The 19,928-nt window shown below is 43.8% G+C and carries 17 protein-coding genes; 6 read left to right on the top strand and 11 right to left on the bottom strand.

Annotation, left to right across the window (positions count from 1 at the left end; translation table 11 throughout):
- Nucleotides 1–2: 2 nt before the first annotated feature.
- The 4 genes from OCU35_RS07365 to OCU35_RS07380 all read right to left on the bottom strand — a co-directional run bounded on the left by OCU35_RS07365 (nt 3) and on the right by OCU35_RS07380 (nt 5,864).
- Nucleotides 3–509, bottom strand: a complete 507-nt coding sequence (locus OCU35_RS07365) for a helix-turn-helix domain-containing protein (protein ID WP_261825025.1) — start codon at nt 507–509, stop codon at nt 3–5.
- Between the two features lie 80 nt (nt 510–589).
- Nucleotides 590–3,733, bottom strand: a complete 3,144-nt coding sequence (locus OCU35_RS07370) for an efflux RND transporter permease subunit (protein WP_261825087.1) — start codon at nt 3,731–3,733, stop codon at nt 590–592.
- Nucleotides 3,730–4,824: an efflux RND transporter periplasmic adaptor subunit gene (locus OCU35_RS07375; RefSeq protein ID WP_261825088.1), complete on the bottom strand. Its 1,095-nt coding sequence runs from the start codon at nt 4,822–4,824 to the stop codon at nt 3,730–3,732. The genes OCU35_RS07370 and OCU35_RS07375 overlap by 4 nt, the downstream gene beginning before the upstream one ends.
- Complete coding sequence (locus tag OCU35_RS07380) at nt 4,821–5,864, bottom strand: efflux RND transporter periplasmic adaptor subunit (protein ID WP_065599886.1); 1,044 nt, start codon at nt 5,862–5,864, stop codon at nt 4,821–4,823. The genes OCU35_RS07375 and OCU35_RS07380 overlap by 4 nt, the downstream gene beginning before the upstream one ends.
- 745 nt (nt 5,865–6,609) lie before the next feature.
- Here OCU35_RS07380 and OCU35_RS07385 point away from each other — a divergent pair.
- The gene (locus OCU35_RS07385; RefSeq protein WP_261825089.1) at nt 6,610–7,785 is read left to right on the top strand and encodes a MerR family transcriptional regulator; all 1,176 of its coding nucleotides are present in this window, start codon (nt 6,610–6,612) and stop codon (nt 7,783–7,785) included.
- Between the two features lie 213 nt (nt 7,786–7,998).
- Here the strand turns inward: OCU35_RS07385 and OCU35_RS07390 are convergent, their stop codons facing one another.
- The 4 genes from OCU35_RS07390 to OCU35_RS07405 all read right to left on the bottom strand — a co-directional run bounded on the left by OCU35_RS07390 (nt 7,999) and on the right by OCU35_RS07405 (nt 14,076).
- A complete protein-coding gene (locus tag OCU35_RS07390) occupies nt 7,999–8,697 on the bottom strand; it encodes a DUF2202 domain-containing protein (RefSeq protein ID WP_017030762.1) in 699 nt (232 codons plus the stop codon).
- Between the two features lie 225 nt (nt 8,698–8,922).
- Nucleotides 8,923–10,023 (bottom strand): hypothetical protein, encoded by a 1,101-nt coding sequence (locus OCU35_RS07395; protein WP_261825090.1) that lies wholly within the window; start codon nt 10,021–10,023, stop codon nt 8,923–8,925.
- A 29-nt stretch (nt 10,024–10,052) separates the two neighbouring features.
- On the bottom strand, nt 10,053–11,501 hold the full coding sequence (locus OCU35_RS07400) for a YiiX/YebB-like N1pC/P60 family cysteine hydrolase (RefSeq protein WP_261825091.1): 1,449 nt from the start codon (nt 11,499–11,501) through the stop codon (nt 10,053–10,055).
- Nucleotides 11,502–12,252: 751 nt separating this feature from the next.
- A complete protein-coding gene (locus OCU35_RS07405) occupies nt 12,253–14,076 on the bottom strand; it encodes an ABC transporter ATP-binding protein/permease (protein WP_261825092.1) in 1,824 nt (607 codons plus the stop codon).
- Nucleotides 14,077–14,190: 114 nt separating this feature from the next.
- Here OCU35_RS07405 and OCU35_RS07410 point away from each other — a divergent pair, with 114 nt between their 5' ends.
- Nucleotides 14,191–14,730, top strand: a complete 540-nt coding sequence (locus tag OCU35_RS07410; protein ID WP_102427585.1) for a cytochrome b — start codon at nt 14,191–14,193, stop codon at nt 14,728–14,730.
- 65 nt (nt 14,731–14,795) lie between these two features.
- Here OCU35_RS07410 and OCU35_RS07415 read toward each other — a convergent pair whose 3' ends face one another.
- Complete coding sequence (locus tag OCU35_RS07415) at nt 14,796–15,152, bottom strand: DUF413 domain-containing protein (protein WP_017030244.1); 357 nt, start codon at nt 15,150–15,152, stop codon at nt 14,796–14,798.
- Between the two features lie 155 nt (nt 15,153–15,307).
- Complete coding sequence (locus OCU35_RS07420; RefSeq protein ID WP_315972628.1) at nt 15,308–15,838, bottom strand: LysR substrate-binding domain-containing protein; 531 nt, start codon at nt 15,836–15,838, stop codon at nt 15,308–15,310.
- Here OCU35_RS07420 and OCU35_RS07425 point away from each other — a divergent pair.
- Nucleotides 15,749–16,138 (top strand): SMP-30/gluconolactonase/LRE family protein, encoded by a 390-nt coding sequence (locus tag OCU35_RS07425; protein WP_261825093.1) that lies wholly within the window; start codon nt 15,749–15,751, stop codon nt 16,136–16,138. The two genes, OCU35_RS07420 and OCU35_RS07425, sit on opposite strands and share 90 nt — an antisense overlap.
- A 69-nt stretch (nt 16,139–16,207) precedes the next feature.
- Here OCU35_RS07425 and OCU35_RS07430 read toward each other — a convergent pair whose 3' ends face one another.
- Nucleotides 16,208–16,576 (bottom strand): hypothetical protein, encoded by a 369-nt coding sequence (locus tag OCU35_RS07430; RefSeq protein WP_261825094.1) that lies wholly within the window; start codon nt 16,574–16,576, stop codon nt 16,208–16,210.
- Nucleotides 16,577–16,794: 218 nt separating this feature from the next.
- On the opposite strand from OCU35_RS07430, the gene OCU35_RS07435 reads away from it, so the two are divergent.
- Genes OCU35_RS07435 through secF form a run of 3 tightly spaced genes read left to right on the top strand, consistent with a single transcriptional unit; the run spans nt 16,795 to nt 19,897 of the window.
- The gene (locus OCU35_RS07435) at nt 16,795–17,157 is read left to right on the top strand and encodes a hypothetical protein (protein ID WP_102329467.1); all 363 of its coding nucleotides are present in this window, start codon (nt 16,795–16,797) and stop codon (nt 17,155–17,157) included.
- A gap of 47 nt (nt 17,158–17,204) precedes the next feature.
- A complete protein-coding gene (gene secD / locus OCU35_RS07440) occupies nt 17,205–18,995 on the top strand; it encodes a protein translocase subunit SecD (protein WP_261825095.1) in 1,791 nt (596 codons plus the stop codon).
- On the top strand, nt 18,992–19,897 hold the full coding sequence (gene secF, locus OCU35_RS07445; RefSeq protein WP_261825096.1) for a protein translocase subunit SecF: 906 nt from the start codon (nt 18,992–18,994) through the stop codon (nt 19,895–19,897). Before secD ends, secF begins: the two co-directional genes overlap by 4 nt.
- The last annotated feature ends 31 nt before the right edge of the window (nt 19,898–19,928 follow it).

Genomic DNA, 19,928 nt, shown 5'->3' on the forward strand with positions numbered 1-19,928 from the left:
AACTACTTTCGTTTTTTCTTTGTTCGACGATGCTTCTCCTGTTCCAGCTCCTCTAACTTTTTTAGGACAGCATTCTCAGCTCGCAAGTACGCTAACTCCTCTTTGATCTCTTCCAGTGTTTTCTCATCATCGCTCTTGTTTTGAATAAAAGGATGCTTACTCATTGCGGGTCGTCCTCTGCTACGTTCAAGCCCCTGGAAACCATATCTTTCATACTGTTTCAGCCAAACAGCGAGTGTGCCAGAGGAAGAAAAATTTAAAACCGCACTAGTGTGACTGATAGACCAACCATTCGTCCACATATGAGTCAAAGCTTGGAGCTTAGTTTGCCCATTCTTTGCAAAACCATGAGGGATAAATGCCTGAGAGCCATGGATATCGAATACTTGTGCCCAGTAACGTATTTGGCGTGATGGTATAGAATGAAGACGAGAAAGCTCCTGAGAACTTTCGCCTTGTAGATATTGTTTAGCTATTGAGCATTTCAATGCTCGGTTGTATTTGGACATAAAAAGACCCCCAATAATTGGTATCCAACTATTGGGGGTCAGTTCATTAATCCATCTGGCCTTTTTTATTATTACCTAGACTATAAAACGTCGCTCGCTAGCTCTGCCGTTTTAGTCGTTTCGCCATTGTATTTGATGTTGTGGAACACTTTATACAACACTGGCACCACAATCAGAGTCAGCACTGTGGCAAAGCCCAGACCAAACATAATGGTTACCGCCATCGGTCTAAAGAAGATATCCGGCAGCAATGGGATCATGCCCAGTATCGTTGTAATCGCCGCCATACATACTGGCCTAACACGACTCATAGCAGCTTCTACCACCGCTAGATACGGGTCCTTTCCTGAGCGCATTTCAACTTCAATTTGATCAATCAATACGATACCGTTCTTCAATAGCATCCCAGATAGGCTCAACAAACCAAGCAAGGCCATAAAACCAAACGGGGTATCAAACAACAGCAAGCCACAGGTCACACCTACAATCGCCAATGGTACGGTACACCATACAATCAATGGCTCTTTAACAGAACTGAACAAGAACACTGTAATCAAAAACATAAACAGGTAGCCCATAGGCATACTCGATGCTAAAGCGCCTTTAGCGTCACTCGAAGATTCAAGCTCTCCGCCCCACTCCAAGCTATAACCTTGAGGCATCTCAACAGCTTCTATTTTTTCTTGTACACGCTGTTGCAATGTCGCAGCGGTTTCGTCTCCCAGGATGTCATGGTCGGCAAATACCGTCAGCATACGCTTTCTGTCTTTACGCATGATAATAGGGTCTTCCCAGCGGGTTTCATAACCCATCAACATTTGCTGCAAAGGCACATAATCATTCAGCACTGGGCTCCAGATTTTCAAACTGTCGATATTTCTAAAATCAACGCGTTCTTCTTCTGTTAAGCGCCCAACAATTGGCATTAAGGTTGTGCCATCACGATACAGGCCCGCTGTCTTTCCAGAGAACGACATTTGCAAAAAGTCATCTATATCGGCCTTAGTGATGCCGTATCGACGAGCCTGACTTTCATTAAAGATTGGCTCAAGAACCTTAGTTCTTTCTCTCCAGTCATGGCGAATGTTGTTAGCGCCTGGGTCGTCATTCAAGATATCAACAATTTGAGCACCCAACTCACGCAATACCGTAGGATCAGAACCAATCACTCGTGCTTCAATTTTTGCTCCGCCTCCAGGGCCTAGCTCAATTTGCTTCATACGATGGTTAATTTCTGGATAGTTGGTATCCAAATGATCAATGTACTTAGCCATAATGCCATTCAGCACTTCATAGCTTTCCACGCGAGTGGTGACTTCACCATAGGCCGCATAGCTTTTCTCTGGCGTGTAAGTCAGCATAAAGCGTTGCAAACCTTGACCCGCAGAAGTCGTTACGTCTTCAACACCTTCCTGCTCTAGCAACCATTCTTCTAGCTCTTGCAGTTTAGCGTTAGTCGCGCGAATATCCGTGCCTTCCGGTAGCCAGATATCTGACATAAAGATAGGAGTGGTAGACGCTGGGAAAAACGACTGCTTAATAAAACTAAATCCATACAGGCTTGTGCAGAACATCACTATTAGCGCTGAGATAGTCAGCCAAGCGCGATTCATACAAAACTCAAGAAACTTACGATAGATGACAAATACAATACCGTTGTATTGGCTGCCTTCTTCGTTCGCTTCGACTTTTTGCCCCTTAAAGAACAGGTCCGCAAAAAATGGTGTCAATGACATCGCGGTGAACCACGACAGCATCAAAGAGATCAACAATACAGTAAACAAGGTACGACAGTACTCACCCGTCGAGTCCTCTGATAAACCGATAGGCGCAAACGCCGTTACCGCAATCACAGTCGCACCCAGTAGTGGCCACTTGGTTTGCGTGACAATATCAGTCGCTGCCTGAAGTCGAGTGCGCCCCTTCTTCATGCCGACCAATATGCCTTCAACAATCACAATGGCATTATCCACCAGCATCCCCAGCGCAATAACTAGCGCGCCAAGAGAAATACGTTGTAGCTCTATGCCAAGGTAGCTCATGAACACAAACGTACCCAAAACGGTCAGCAGAAGGATCAGGCCAATCAGTACCCCAGAACGTACGCCCATGAAGAACAGCAGCACCACGATCACGATACCAACCGCTTGAGCAAGACTGACTACAAAACTACTTACCGATTTATCGACTTCGCCTGGTTGAGCATAGATCTCATCAATGTTGATGCCGATAGGCTGTTGATACTCTAGCTCGGCCAGTTTTTGGTCAAGAGCTTCGCCAATGGTAACCACATTCACGCCAGCGTTGAATGAAATGCCCATATTTAGCGCCATATTGCCGTTAAAATTCAGCACATTGGTAGGAACATCTATGTAACCGCATTTTATCTCTGCAACGTCTTTTAAGTACACCAAACCCGACGTACTCTCATCGGTGATGATGAGGTCGCCTAACTGCTCGACACTGTCAAATTGCCCTGTAGGTTGAATTCGGATGTATTCATCGCCAACCCTTACTGCACCTGAAGATGACACGGTATTTTGAGTATTCAGCAAATTGAATACCGTCTCAGGGGCAATACCAAGAGCGTTCATGCGCTTCATCGACATTTCGATAAAGACTTGCTCTTGTTGCTCACCAGAGACAGACACTTTACTGACACCATCAACGAGCTCTAGCTCTCGGCGGAGATAATCCACATAATCAAGCAACTCTTTATAGGAATAGCCTTCACCGGTGACCGCCAACAACACCCCATACACGTCGCCGAAATCATCAATGACCGCCGGAGTGTTCACGCCTGGTGGTAAAGAACCCTGAATATCGGTGACTTTTCGACGCAGTTCATCCCATATTTGTGGGAGATCTTCCGAAGTGTAGTTTCGTTTGATCGTCACAGTGATTTGAGACAGTCCACGAGTTGATATAGACGTCACTTCATCCACATAGGTCAGCTGCTGAATGGCTTTTTCCAATGGATAAGTGACTTCTTCTTCCACTTCTTCTGGCGTTGCCCCTGGGTAATTGGTGACAACCATTGCATCTTTGATGGTAAATGCGGGGTCTTCTAAGCGACCTAGGTCGAAAAAGGCAGCAACACCACCAACAAGGAAGATCAAGGTGATCATCCAGCTGATCACTTTATTGCGAATAAAATACGCGGCAATACCGGTTACTTGCTCATCTGATTGAGCGGTAGTTTGGTCACTCTTATTAGAACTCACTGCATTGCCCCCATATTTGTCACTTTCACTTCAGCGCCCTCTCGCAATTGCGATAACCCTTTAACAACGATAATTTCATCACCCTCTAATCCGGCAATAACTTGCACTGAGTTGCCTGTTATCGCACCCGTTGTTACTTTTTGTTTTCTGACTGTATTGTTGTCATACACCCAAACGTATTTTTCTTCTCGATTGAGGGTGTCCCCATCCGAATTGATCAATGCTTTATAAGGCACGGTAGAAATTGGACCTAATTCCATGCCGGATATGTTCTTTGGTTTAAAGGCCTCAACCGCCATGCCGTCTAAGATGAGTTCATCTTGTGGCATCGGCAGGGTTAGCGTGATGGTATAAGTCCCTGATGTAGGATCTGGCTCCGTGGTGAACTCTTTGATCGTCGCATCAAACAGTTGTCCACTTGGTGATTGAACACTTGCCTTTGCCTGCCAAATTTCTTGCTCTGACGGTTTATTGATGAACAAGCGATCTGGAATTTTAACCAGTACATCCACCTCATCAATATTGTGAACATTCACTATGTTCTGACCTAGAGTGATATTCTCAAATTGCTCAACATTGATTCGAGAAATCATGCCATCTATCGGCGACTTCAATTGGGTATATTCCAAGTACAAACGAGCAAAATCTAACTCAACCTTTGCCATCTGGCGCTTAGCCGACAATTCATCAAACTCTGATTGAGCCAGTAACCCTTTCTCAAGTAACGGCTTTGATCTTTGGTATCGACTATTGATAGCGGTGTAACTTGCTTCGGCGTTGCGTACTGCAATCCTGAAATCTCGAGGGTCTAACTTGGCGATAACGTCACCTTTTGACACTCGATCTCCCTCTTTCACTAGTACTTCTGTTACTTCACCAGAAACAAGGAAACTCAAATGTGCACGCTCTGCAGCCGTCGCGATAGCAGGAAACATCAATGCATCAGCAGCAGAGGTAGTGTCTAGCTTAAGCAACTCAACAGTTTGCAATCGTGTGGTAGGCTCGACGCTTGGGCGTTCACAACCACTCAGGAAATAAGGCGTAGCTAATACAAATAGCCACTTTAAAGACTGGGATTTGAATGAACTCATAGCCCTTTCTCCTTAATCCACTCACGTACTTTCATGCCTTCAGACAATTGATTCACACCTGACAACACAATTTGGTCGCCATCATCTAGGCCCGAGATCAACTGCCCATTCTCAGCAAGAATGACCGGTGTTTTCGCTGTGCGAGATTCTTCATCAATTCGCCAAACACACCAGTTTTCCTCACAAGGAAATACTGAAGAATCAGGAAGTGTTGAAGGATTAGCCCTAGGAAGCGAAAGGGTCACGTCACCTGACATACCAGGCATGATCCCAATGTCATCTGGCCTTTCCATTACCATGGTCACTTTATAGTTACCGGTAGAGGAATCTGACTCAGTATCAATTTCTTGAAATACCAATGGGAAGGTCTCACCAGAGTAAGAATCAAACTGCATAGAAAACTCTGCATCAGCACCCTTCACGCGATTCACCATCGAGTTTGGAAGTTGGAATACCACTCTCAGCAAAGAGTCCGATTGAATATTCATCGCACTTTGTTTGGCTTCAAGATACTCAAAGTTATCGATGTGCCTCATGGAGATGGTGCCATCAAAAGGCGCGACTAAGCGTGTATCTTGAAAGTTTGCTCTAGCTTGTTCATATGTCGCTTTTGCCACTTGTTCAGCAGCAACAGCCTGATCGTAATCTTGTTCAGATATGACACGGTCGGCGATCAGTTTTTTAGCGCGCTCAAGCTGCACACTAGCAAGGGCATACTCCGCTTCTGCTTCAGCTAAAAACAGCGCGTACTCTTCTTGGTTTAGTAGCCCAAGCAAGTCGCCTTTGTTTACTTTTTGTCCGGTTTTGATTGGCAGATTGATCACCTGCCCTGAAACGCGAAATGCCAAAACGGCCTTATCACCCGCAAGCGTGGATGCAGGGAATACGCGCTCAAAGCGGTCGCTACCCGCAGACACCGTAATAAGTTTGGCTGGTCTCGATTCTGGTTCCGCCACAAGTGCCTGCTGATTGTCGCAGGCAGTTAAACTGAATAAGCACACAGGAATAACCCAGGCTCGAGTAAAATAAGATCCTAACACTCTATTTCTCATTTAATTCACATTAACGAACTGGCGTATGACTGAGTCATAAGCACGAAGATAAAGGTAGCACTCAACTTATTTAACGATGATTAACATCAACACAAAAAATAGAACTAAGCCAAATGCTTGTTTTGAGACAATGATCTAAGCAAATAAGTTCCAATGTATTAATCTACTTAGTCAAAGATCGAGAGCATTTAAACATCCTGACCTATATATTGCTATGGTAATTTATTTATTCAGTGTATAGATGCATCAAAGTGATGGCAGAAAACAACCTTAACCTTCTGTTTTTAAACGTTTTTATTGTTTATATAAATCATATCTATTTCAGAACTAAACATAACTCTATGTATCTATGTGGTTTTATTCACTAAGATGCCAGTCAAATATAAAGTGCGTTAATTTAAAGTATTTTTAAACATTAAATCACTCATATTACAAAATTATCAAATAGTATTAATTATAGATATCTATTACGTGACATTTGACCGTCACTCCTAAACTGGCTTATATTTTAAATAGAGCCTTTCATAGATAGTTTTTATTAGCATTTTTCCCGTTCAAACGTTACTTCTATTCAGTTCTAACTCACTACATCACCTCTTCAACCAACATCCCTAACTTGATCTGCCCAGATGAATCTACTCCACGTAAATCAAAGAAAAAAATCACCACTTCATGTTGACCTGTCTATTGCTTTATAGTTTAAGTTAGAGGCAACCAAGTAAGGAGTCACCCTATGTACCGCATATCAGAGCTGGCTCAGAAAGTCGGCTTGTCACGCACCGCATTGCTCTACTACGAGAAGCTTAAGCTGATCAGTGGAGTCAGGTTGGACAATGGTTATCGCGTCTATAGCGATAAAGATGTGCAAAGAGTGTTGTTGATTCAGACGCTGCAAGCAGCAGGATTAACCTTGAAGGAGTGCAAAGGTTGCCTAGAAGCGAAGATAGACAGAGCGTTACTGATAAACCGCCTAGATGAACTCGATAAAGAGATCGCTCAGAAACAGCATTCTAGAGGTGTATTAGCAGCACTCCTTGGCGAAGGTGACCACAGAGCTTGGCATGAGAACGCCAGTCAATTGGCACCCGATGCTCACTTGGATTGGCTTATTAAACAAGGCTTTGATGAAAAAGAAGCCCTCAGATTAAAATGGTTGTCAAAAGACATGAACGAACATCAAGACTACATGGCCGACTTTATGAAGGTCTACGAAACACTCGACCGCTGGGGACCAGGCCGCGAACAAGAAACCCTAAAAGCCCTCAATTTAGTGCCACTCACTAGTCGTAAAATACTGGAAATAGGTTCAGGCAAGGGATTAGCCACAACAGTACTGGCAAACAATACCCAAGCAGCAATCACGGTCGTTGATAACGAGCAGTCTGCGCTAGATAGGTTGGTCGAACGCTTTACTGAAGACGGTCTAAACGATCGTATCAAGCCAGTGTGTGCCAGCATGACCGACCTGCCCTTTGAGCATAAAGGTTTTGACCTAATATGGGCTGAAGGCAGTGCGTACATTATGGGTGTAGAAAGTGCGCTCAAAGAGTGGCGACCACTGCTTGAACACAATGGCGTGATGATGCTCAGCGATTTGGTGTGGTTTACCGATACTCCTACCTCTGAAGCACAAGCGTTTTGGAAGGGCGAATACCCTGACATGGTTAGCGTTGAGACTCGATTGGAGCAGATAAAAGCGGCAGGCTATAAGGTTGTTGAACATTTCCCGCTAAGCCAACAAGCATGGGAAAACTACTACCTACCACTGAAGCAAAGAGCCATCGAGTTGACGCCAAGCATGCCAGACTCCAATGCGCTCAAGGACATCAAAACAGAAGTCAGCATCTTTGAGCGCTACTTGGATGAGTTTGGCTATGAGATGTTTATCATCCAGAAGGCTGATAAATAAGATTAGGGAGTACGCAATCATCGTTTTCAGTTCAAGAATTCACTAGACCAGATAGGTTGTAGTGGCTCATTTGTAATTCACATACTCAAAGAGAATCCGCCTCATTATCCTACCCCTTTCCGAAGCCCGCATTTTCTGGCCCGGATCAAAAAAGCAAAGCTACTATATTTAAAATACAGTAAGCTTTGCTAACCACGTTAGATGTCATTCTCTTTATCGACCTAAAATGTCATCGATATCTTCTTGAGGGAGAACTTGCGCTTGATATGCGCCTTCTCCTATGTATTTTTCAATATTATAAACAAAGGCTTTTAGGTGATCTTCCGAACCTGCGATTAAATGCCCGTAAAGCGAGCTAATCACTCTATCGTTTGTATAGATTAAACCACAATCATTCGATACCTTAATTGAGTCGATTTCTTCTATCATCACTTTCGGACAAGTCTTTATGTCTAACATATCGAGTTCTTCGATGAAGGCTCCCACATAAAGCGCATCCAACTCACTGGATAGCCCTTGGTTAGTAAGATCTGTATATTTTTCAGTGAAATACGGACCAAACTCCTCGCCTGAAAATACTCCAACATTATCATTCACAACGGGATCGTCGATATTAAATCGCAGTAACGCATCAAAAACGCTACCAGTATGATGAGTTTCAGCTATTGCAATTTTGCCAAATATTCTCGTTTCAGGGTGCTCTATGCTTAGTTTTATATAAACATCGCGAGCAAGTTTTTCTTCTTCACGCATAAATATCAAATGAAGTCTTTCGTGTTCACTAATAGCTTCAGATACAAAATGTACTGAAGACAAGTTTTCATAACCACCTTTTTTGTTATCACTATAAGCGCCGTTCGACGCTAAGGTAAGCAACAACAAAAATGCAAGGCTAACGCTCAATATTTTCATAGTAACCACCCACATAATTTACAATGGTGTCACTACTAACATTAGTTGTTTAGAGGTCGGAAATACAACTCAAGACCAAAAGATAACAGGAGCAGGTTTTGCTTTTTGCGTGAGTAATGGAGGTGCTGCAATCACTTGCCATAAATTATCTAGATTAATCAACAGGGAGCTATTAGCTCTAACCGAGCCCATAGCTATAATACATGCACTATTACTCCATGCCCCTTATGGACAAAGCGCTGACAGCGTAAAGTCTGACTGCAAAGGTGTACTTACCTTTCGCGCCCAGGCATCAAGTTGAGATTGGGTAATATTCAGCTCTTTGAACTGGGAGTGCAGATACTCAGCCGTCAATGTATCGGATGCGTATTTGTATTGTTGGGTCAAGTAAAGCAACTGCGCGGAAAAGCTTGTGTTTAAATAGTCGCTTTGCTTTGTTCTCGGCGATTGATCAAACTGCCTATATTGCTCTGCTTGCATTTTAACCCAAGCCCCGTCTTTCAGCTCACAAACCGGTAAGTGGGCTAGGTTGTTTTTTACACTTTCTAGTCTGGACTTACTGTATGCTGAGACGTTGAAGGATTCATCCCAGTTGGGATTAACATAGTTTTCGACTTCAATAGGGGTCGTCAACTGCCACTTTGAATCCACTTGTTTAATATACGGTTTATCACACAGATCCTTTGCAAACAAAAAGCCTTGATAGTTAGCCTCAAGATCCGCATAGGAGTAGACGCCGACTACCTTCATTCCTAACAACCCACCTTCCATTGAGTCAGCCCACGCAATCGCTTCCATCTGCGCTAGTTCCGGTGATGTAGATTGAATCGCTTTTCGGTAGCGCTTGTAGTACTCATAACCTGACCCCAAAAAATGGCTGATTTTATCCGTGCCAATATATGTGCCGTTCACATTAATAATATGGTCAAGGTCGGTTTTGATACCTGCTGTGCGCATCACTGGGGAATAGATACTATCCAAAGCGTATTGGTCTAGAGATACTCCAACTGCAGGTAACCGGTCTAACAAAGGGGATTCTTGAGCCCAGATCTCCATATCTGAATTTAATGCGCCTCGGTAGGCTAGAGGATATCTCTGCGCACCCAGATTTCGCATGATCCACTCAGCAACGTCAGGACACTGCGCTGTAGAAAACTTGGATTTCTGATCAACTAAGATTTGAGTAACTGTTACGTTCAGGTATTGATTAAAAGCCTTTTTTTCATCTTTTAATTCTTTTCCCCAACCATAGTAGTTATCCACCTCTCCTGATACTGCGCCACCAGCAAGCAGTAGCATTAAGCTGGCTAAAAACGTCTTAAACAAGGTTATTCCTTCCCTAATAAAAGTGAGAATTACTCTTCGGCCAACAACACTTCCGACATCTGTAGCGACAAATCTTGATCTACTCGCTTATTGTACAAATACAGAAGTTCGATACTAACCTGCTCATTAGTTAACGTCTGAGCAGCTATCGCATCAGGACTGATGGTATATCGCCCTGCGACCCTATCTGTTGACCAATTGATGTCACTGTAGGCGATATAGACAAGTTGCGAGCACACTATTTTATCTGTTGTTTCTATATCGTAATTGAAGTCGTACTCCTTCCCTATCTGGCGTAACGTATCAATAATCACCTGCTGCTTTTGCTCTTGTGTCTGATTGCTTACGCGTATCATTGCTAGGTCATCGATGTTCATGAAGTGCTCAAGAGAACTGAGTTGTACTCCAGAGCGCAACGCTTCTGCCACCATGTCCCCTTCACGTATTTGTTGATGATGTTTTACGACAATAGGATGGTCCCAAATACCAAGGGCAGTTAGCTCCTCTTCACTGCCAACCCAAACAGCCGCATGACCCCAATACCCAGGAATCACTTTATCCGTTAACCGGAAAGGCGTTTTTTCTAACAAAATGTCCCCTGCTTTTAAGTGCGAACTCACATCTTGTATAACCTCCAGGGAGTTGTAGAGATAGCCCTTTCTCGATTCAAACAAGCCAGTCACATTACCGAAGAAACCACTAATTCCGTTGACCGCTGAGCGATTGATCTCTTCGAAATCGTAAACCGCAATATCGACATTATGGCTAAAGCGTTTCGACATCACCTCACTCAGTTTCATGTCAGGGATCTTTTGAAAAGTAGGACTTTGCTCAATATTGAGTTTCAAATACCAAAGCTGTGAGGAGTTAACGAGCTTTGGATAGTTGCTGATATTATCTTGATAAAAAGCGACCTGCTCTGACAATCTCTTGAGGTTGGCAAAATCTTGGATATTCTGAGCATACAAAGACAAGGAATTTGGCGGTTTTTCATAGCCCTTATCCCCTTGATTTAAGAAGCGAGTTAGACGCTGATTCTCGTAGGCCGTGCTATAAACTTGGAAATAGATATCATAGAGTGTCAATGCGCTGGAGAGCTCTAACATAAAGCCGATAAACGATGAATAGTCCTGCTCTCCATCTTCGAGACTGCCATACCAACAGTAGTTGTTTTGCAAAACGTTTTCGAATTGATAGGCAAGCTCTACACTCTCTACTAACTTTTGGTTTAGTCTGTTTAATACCTTGGACGGTATAGGATTATCTTCCGAATAATCAGCTCTCATCGATTCAATTTCTACAAACATTCGTTCGCGATAAGATAGCAGTTGTTCGTTCAACGCAATGTAATCATTAACCGAACTGCGGATAGCCCTTGTATTAATGATTTGCTCTGGCGTTAACTTTGGCCTCCATTCGTAACTTGGGTCAGCACATTGAGCCAACTCCTCTTGCTCACTCACCGTTGAATATTTCAATGATGAACACCCAGTAAGCAATAAGAGCAGCAACGCCCCTAGGTATCTAAGCAAAGTTTTCATTAAGAGATTGGTACTTTGTGTGACGTACAATATTCAGGCGCTCCCTACCTAAGTCTATGAATATGCGTGTTCGGTATTTACTTCCGATGCTTAACCTGAACTCGCCGAATAGAAAAGTGCACATCCATTACTATCCAGCGAAATGACGCTAGTTGTGCACAGTCTCATTATGGCGCTCACAACCGCTTATTGTAAACAGGCTGTTGACTATAACACTATGACTTATTGAGGGATTTCAGAGCCGGGGAAGTACTCAGCCCATATTCCAAAGTAAGAAGCGTTGTGAGCAGAGACTTGCTGCAAAGTTTTTATGCTGAGTCTCACATGACCAAAACCGAACAGATGACCATCGTTATTTCGAATTACTAAAAAACGACTCAGAGTATGGTACCCGACCACCACACTTTCGAACTCTAATATAAAGATAGCGTGTGCAGGGTCGCAATTGTAGAAAGCCCAATTGGGTATAGACATAAACTCAAATGATGGTTTGCTCGCGACTATTCGACATGCTCATCTCAACGGCACAGGAAAAGAGATTTCTTTGGATTAAGTAACATACAGAACCAACAAGCACTGCTCTAATACTTAAGGTCATTAAAATAATCGTATTGGTGGGAGCCGTTTGTCTAGACTGATAATACGGCTTAGTGCCATCCGCTAAGCCGTGAATTACACGCGAGCGCATCTATTCAATAGCCTCTCTTCCGCCTTGTTTAAACTGCAGCTCTACTAGTCGCTGATACAAATCACAGCTTTGCAGTAACTGGGCATGATTACCCACATCGACCAGTTTTCCGTGATCTAAAACGGCAATTTGGTCAGCGTGTTGAATGGTAGAAAGGCGATGAGCAATGATGATCGTGGTTCTGTTTTTCATTAACTCTTCTAGTGCCTTTTGCACATGATGCTCACTCTCACTATCAAGGGCACTGGTGGCTTCATCCAATAGTAAGATTGTTGGGTCTTTAAGAATGGCTCTTGCAATCGCGATCCTCTGACGCTGCCCACCGGACAGTCGAACGCCCTTTTCTCCTAAGAAGCTTTGGTAGCCCTGAGGCAAGTTCACAATAAACTCATGGGCATGCGCCTTCTTGGCCGCTTCTATCACTTCTGCATCGGTTGCGTTGGGTTTGCCATACCGGATGTTATGAAACACATCATGACTAAACAGCGCTGGTTGCTGAGGCACTAATGCCATAGTGTCGCGCAGTTCTTTGGGATCAAAACGACGTACATCCACGCCACCGAGTTTTACCGCTCCCTTCTGAGGATCATAAAAACGTTGTAGCAGTTCAAACAGTGTCGTTTTACCTGCGCCAGACGGCCCCACCAGCGCCAGTACCCTGCCTTCTTCAGCGATTAGATTCAGCTGGCTAATGGCCGCGCTGTCTTTTCTTGATGGATAAAAGAAAGACACATCATCAAAGGAGACCTCTGCGGACAATCCTTTGGTTGAGAGCGCATCATTTTGCGGTGCAACTATATGGCTCTCTACATTGAGGATTTCGAGCAATCGCTCAGTGGCGCCAGCGGCACGTTGCAATTCTCCAAAGACCTCAGAGATGGTCGCCGTCGATGAAGCAACCATAATGGCATAGAATACGAAGGCACCTAAATCGCCTGCCGACATCTTGCCGTGAATAACATCGCTTCCCCCAACCCATAACATGCCGGATATAGCGCCAAAGACGATCACTATCACTCCAGAGATAAGGATGGCCCGCTGCTTTACTCGCTCTCGCCCTATCTCATACGCGCGCTCCACCTCTGTTGAAAATGACGCCTTCTCCTCAGACTCTCGGCTATAACTCTGCACCGTTTTTATGTGCTCAATCGCCTCTCCTGCATAACTGCCTACATCCGACATTGAATCCTGACTTTTACGCGAGAGCGCGCGAACTCGCCTGCCGTAAATCAATATGGGCACTAAGATAAAAGGGACAGAAGCTAGCACTATCAGGGTGAGCTTTACGTTGGTGGCGAATAGCATAATGATTGCGCCAATACACATTAATGCGCTGCGCATCGCCATGGAAAAGGACGAACCAATGATGCTTTGTAGTAACGTAGTGTCGGTGGTTAGGCGTGACATAATGTCGCCACTGCCATTGGTTTCAAAATAGCTAGGGTGCAAGGTCACAACGTGGTTGAACACCGCAAGACGTATATCCGCACTCACGCGCTCACCAACCGATGAGACAAGATAGAATCTAAAGAAGGTGCCGATGGAGATACAGACAGTCACAATAACAATGAATTGAATCGCATTGCCAAGATCGCTGAGTGAGCGCTGGGAGAAGCCCTCATCGATGAGCAAGCGAACACCGTGGCCTACGGAAAGCGTCAGCCCTGCGGTAAAAAATAGGGCAATTAGAGCAGCAATAACCTTGCCTTTATAAGGCCCCACAAATTTGAGCAGCTCAAGTAAAATACTCAAGCTTTTCCGATCATCTTTCGACCCTTTATCAGGCATATTTTGCTGCTGTTCTATTGTATTTTGTTTCTGCATTTCAATGCCTTATGCAATTAAGGACCCATTTACGTTACTTTACAGTAATTCACCTGTTAGTTTCATAAAGTTCATAGATAATACGCTTATAAATTTTCTATTCGGTATAAATCCATGGCACCCAACCCTAAAAAACTTTCACTCACTACCATTGTAATGCACTGGCTTACCGGCGCGTCCTTCATTGGTGTATTTGTCGTCGGCCTGATCATGTCAGAAATGGACAGAGGACCCAGCAAATTTGAGCTAATGGGCTATCACAAATCCATTGGTGTGCTGATTCTTATGGTCGCGACGATACGCATTGCATGGAGATTCAGAGAAGGCAAACTATCGAGTCTAAGTAACAGCCCAGTATGGCAAGAAAAGATTGCCCACGCTGTGCATGGCATCTTGATGTTAGCGACTATCGCCATGCCAATTTCTGGCATCACTATGAGCGCCGCTGGCGGTAGAGCTGTCGATGTTTTCGGTTGGGTGATTATTAATGAGGGTGAAAAGATTGAGTGGTTGCAACAAGTGGGTAGCACTATCCATCACAGTGCTGTGAACATCATAGTTGCTGTGTTGGTATTGCATATTGCTGGAGCGCTAAAGCACCAATTTATCGATAAAGACGGCACTATCAGCCGCATGCTTGGAAAGAAGTTTTAACGCCGGATGCGTAGAACAACGAGAGGTATTATTCACCGAACAATACCTCTCACACTTTAAAGCGGTCAGTCCTCGTAAGCGTAAGCTAACTCTTGCTCAAAGGCGCTGTGATTGGTGGATATTTTCTTGCTGTTAAAGGTATAAAAACATTTTCTTGTGCGAGAATGTTTGATGTATTTCAGCCACGTTGTTTCAAGTTTAGTGTTCGCCTTTTTCGGATCCTTAAGTGCTTTTAGAAAATGTTTTTCTTCTTGATTCATCGGCTCTAGCCTACCAGTTTCTAAACCAGACAAGGTATCACCGTAATACATCAATAGTTCATCTTCTAAGATTGTAAAGTTGCCTGATTTAGCGAAACCGCGAGGAAAAGCTTTATCGTCGTAGAAGCGTTTTTCACCCAAACGAATCAATGTCTCAGCCACAATGACCTCTATTATTTGTGTTATTAGAACAAGCTGAAAATAGAGTGAAAAGGCACCGTTGAAAATCAAATAATTTTTGTCGTATCCGTAATGATTTATTGTTGAATACGGTGTCTTACAAAGCCGCATCTAACCCCTGATCCAATAACGAAAAACTACCTCTTTATCACGCTCTCAAAGGCAAACGTCATACCTGCGCTGTATACCGATTGATTGGCAAACAGCTGCTTTAATAACTCGTAGAACCGACTGACATGCATCGGCTTTTCATTTTGATAAGTATGCACCACATACAGTGGCCAAACCTTGCCATAAAGATCGGACGCTACATGCACGAGTTCACCGCTTCTAAGATAGGGAATGGCCGATATGTCTGGCAAAGACACAATGCCCATATGATTGAGCGCCATATTCAAAGCAGTTGGCAGCGTATTGGTTTTGGCAAAAGGATTCAGTTTAATGGTGTGCGATTGTTGGCTCTTCAGATTAAGAACAGACATGGTGCTCTTTTGCCAACTCGATGAGATCCATGGATGCTGCTGTAAGTCCCGCAGACTAAAATTTTTAGCGGTCTTGCTGTTGATGATAACGGTAACTTGTACACCTCTATCATGGAAGACGGCGTTATCTATAAAACGAGCTTCGATGAAGACGGCAAGATTACGGGTACTAAGATGTTTACCGATAGCAAGAAAATGGTATCTTCAGATGGGATCTTATGGGATAGCAGCCGACAAAAACTGTATGTTGCAGACATCCTAAATAATGCCGTGCACTCTGTCGGAGCCGATGCAAGCGTCGAGACCCTTCACCAAAATGCCGATACTTCTGGCGCTGACGGCTCTTTAGACCAACCCGTTGTGCTGCTACTTCGAGACGACCAACTGATTGTGGTCAATATGGATATTGCGTGGATTACACCCAAAGGTGCAGCACTGAATACAGAAGTTGAAGCATCGTTTAACCTATCAGTCATAGATTTATAAAGAGTTCAGCTGTTTATTAAAGAGCTTACCTAGCCTATCGCCTGATCTTCAGGAATAGCTAGGGCTCTACTAACAATACTCTCTCGCAAACAACATCTCTGCCACCTCTTCAGAAAGGCAATTCATCTCTCCCTCTATTTCAATGCTCACTTCGTCTAGCCAATAAATGTCGAGTAATAAACGGATATCTTCTACCAACTTGGTCACTTTCATTTGGTCAAACTGGGAGAAAGGAATAGGCCACGCTGTTGAGGTATCCAATACTATGAGCCTGTCGTTCTCAGAGCTCATCTGAGAACTCATTCGAGAACCATTATCCATATAGTGCTTAGTTAATGACGCTAAATCACCGTTGTTGATGATGATTAAGGTGCACTCGCCTTCCCCCATGTCGCACAAACGATACTGTCTGCCATTTAATACAATCCCCTGATCCATAAACTAATCCAACCTATAACTGATGATTCACTGCATTATTCCCCTGTCAGGTTGAAAACAGTATGAATAAGAGAAATTCATTTTCTGTTACTGACTTCGATTCATATATGAATTTCATTAAACCGTCGTTTCCTCATATAAGTAATTCTATTATTCGGCCCAACAGATGATTCACACATTTGCATCATCATCGATAGAACTACTTAAAAGGCTAAAACATGGGCATTAGACTGATTTCGCTTATTACATTTGTATCTACGTTCTCTTTTAGCGCCCATGCACTTGATAACCGCCAACTGAGTAAAAATGAAGCTCTAGTGTCATCGATTAGCTCATTGGATAGCATTGAATTAAACCACTCAAAAACCTCTCCTTTGGAAAAGCACTTTGTCATAAAAATGCTCATCAACGATAACGGATTAGAAGAATATCTACATCGCTATTTCGTCGATGAACATATTGAAATCCCAAACTGGAAGAATTGGAGTCTGACCTCTTTCAGTGGTGCAACGCTTAATGAAACTGCGCTAAAAAAACACAATGAATTATCCATCTCGTTAGCCTTGAACTATCGATTCTGAAACCTAGTTACTTCCAATAACCCACAACAAGTAGGGTGTACAAATTCATGAAATCCTCAAGCACTCATCGCGTTAAACGCATTAATTACTCATCAAAATGGAAGGTGATTGTACTCATCAGTTCCATGATATTGATGTTACTTAGTGCCTTGCCCTCTGTCTTTGGTGAACGACATGCGATCCATTTGGACAATGCCATTCATTCAAAAAATACTGATGTGGTCTACCGCTATCTAGAGCGAAATGACATACCTGCAAGCAGAATCACGCTCTCTGGCGACACATTGGCCATCAGTTTTGAAACTCAACAGGACCAAGAGCAAGCGCAGGTATTATTGCGCTCTTTTCTTGGAAGCGAAGAAGGGGTGACGCTGGCATTAGAGCCAGCTGCACCCAACTGGCTTGGTACTATGGGCTTTAAACCTATTACCCTTGGCTTAGATCTGCGAGGGGGCGTCCAGTTTCTTCTAGATGTAGACCTTGCGCCTGTGTATGAACAACATGCTCAATCTTTGCTAGATGAATTGCGTCGCGAGTTTCAGGTCCGAGGAAGAGTAGATAATGGCAGCGTTATTGTTAATTTGGGTTCCGCATCTATTGATTCTGAGCTACGCAGTTACTTACGCTCTCACTATCCACACTGGACAAACAACCAATCAAACTCACAACTCAGATTAGCATTAAGCCAAGAAGAGCAAAGAGAGATTCGTAATTTAACTGTGCAACAAAACTTGCAAATATTACGTGGCCGCATTGAAGAGCTTGGCATTACTGAAGCTTCTGTTCAACGTCAAGGGACACATCGTATTCGAATCGAATTACCCGGTGTGCAAGACCCTACGGCAGCAAAAAATATCATTGGTGCAACTGCGTCACTGGCTTTTCATGAAGCATCACCTTCTGCCACAACTCGATCTAAGACTATTAATGACCAAACAGGACAACCTGTCACTTTAAGTCATCGCGCTATTTTAGGTGGCGAACATATTATTGATGCTCGTGCACAACTGGGCGAAATGGGCACGCCCGAGGTCAATATCACTCTAGATTCTACGGGTGGTCGTATGATGAGCGTTTACTCAAGAAGTAATATCGGCAAGCCCATGGCAACGGTCTATAGCGAATATGAGCAACTTACGAATGGCAGTACATCAAAAGCCTCTGAAGTCATTAGCGTTGCCACTATCCAGTCACCTCTTGGAAACCGATTTAGGATCACTGGAGTTGGTAGTTTAGCTGACGCTCAAGAGTTGGCGTTGCTATTACGCGCAGGCTCACTAACCGCCCCCATAACCATTGTTGAAGAACGAAGTATAGGTCCAACTCTTGGTGCAGAAAACGTAAAAAATGGATTTGCTGCCTTAGCATTAGGTTTGAGCTTCACACTGGTTTTCATTGCCTTTTGGTATAGAAAGTTAGGTTGGGTAGCCAATGCTGCGCTAGTGATGAACCTTGTGTGTCTATTCGGTTTACTCGCCTTGATTCCAGGTGCTGTACTGACACTACCGGGCATTGCAGGCCTAGTACTTACGGTTGGTATGGCAGTGGATACAAACGTACTTATTTTTGAGCGAATCAAAGAAAAAACAAAACAGGGTCACCCTTTCCCTAGTGCTATCCATAACGGGTTCAAGAGTGCATTCTCATCAATTTTTGACGCCAACTTGACCACGATGATCGTTGCCGTTGCTCTTTACGCTATTGGTAATGGGCCGATTCAAGGCTTTGCCATGACTCTAGGCCTTGGTCTTGTCACTAGCATGTTCACGGGGGTTTTTGCCTCAAGAATACTCATTAATACCCTATGGGGTCGTACAGCGTCAAAGGTGACTCAATGAAAATCTCAAATATTAACCTGACCCAAGCTCGTAGTGTAATGAGCCTTCTTTCCGTCCTGCTTATTGTATTGTCGGTCTGTGCTATATCACTAAAAGGCTTTAATTGGGGGCAAGATTTTACAGGAGGAATCGTCGCAGATGCCCAATTAAATACCAATCTGTCCCAGTCCATGATTACTGAACATCTTGAGCAAGAGCAGCTTCAAGGTGTGCAGGTCTTTTCCGTGGGCTCAGAGGGACAATGGCAAATCCGCTACAACATAGGTGAAACCGACCTTCAAGCAAGCCTTGATGGTGCACTGTCATCCCTTGACCCTTCATACAATATACTTGCTAGTAGCTTTATTGGTCCACAAGTGGGACTAGAAATGATAGAGCAAGGAGGATTAGCTATTCTGACCTGTTTTGTGCTGATCATGCTTTATCTTAGCTATCGTTTTGAATGGCGACTGGCTTTGGGCTCCATAGTGGCACTGGTCCACGATGTAGTACTGGTACTAGGTTTATTTGCACTCACTCAAATCGAATTTAATCTAACTGTTCTCGCGGCTCTACTCGCCGTAATGGGTTACTCATTGAATGATTCAATCATCATATCGGATAGAATTCGAGAGGTATTTCGCTCAAAACCTGATGGCGAAACACAAACACTGCTCAATCAATCCATTGTTTCTACCTTCTCCCGAACTCTAGTGACCTCGGGAACTACATTAGTCACCGTCTCAGCTCTATGGCTATTAGGCGGTCCTCCGCTAGAAGGCTTTGCAATTGCTCTATGCCTTGGGATCGCAAGTGGTACCTGGTCATCAATATCAATAGGGACCGTGCTACCTAAATTAGTCGGATTGAAGGCAGAGCATTACCAGATTGCCCCTCTTACCGAAGTCGACGCACTTCCTTAACACCACTCGATACTCACCATTAGCCCATGAA

Origin of the sequence: Vibrio breoganii (assembly GCF_024346795.1) — a bacterium.
In the GTDB taxonomy this organism is placed as follows: Bacteria; Pseudomonadota; Gammaproteobacteria; order Enterobacterales; family Vibrionaceae; genus Vibrio; species Vibrio breoganii.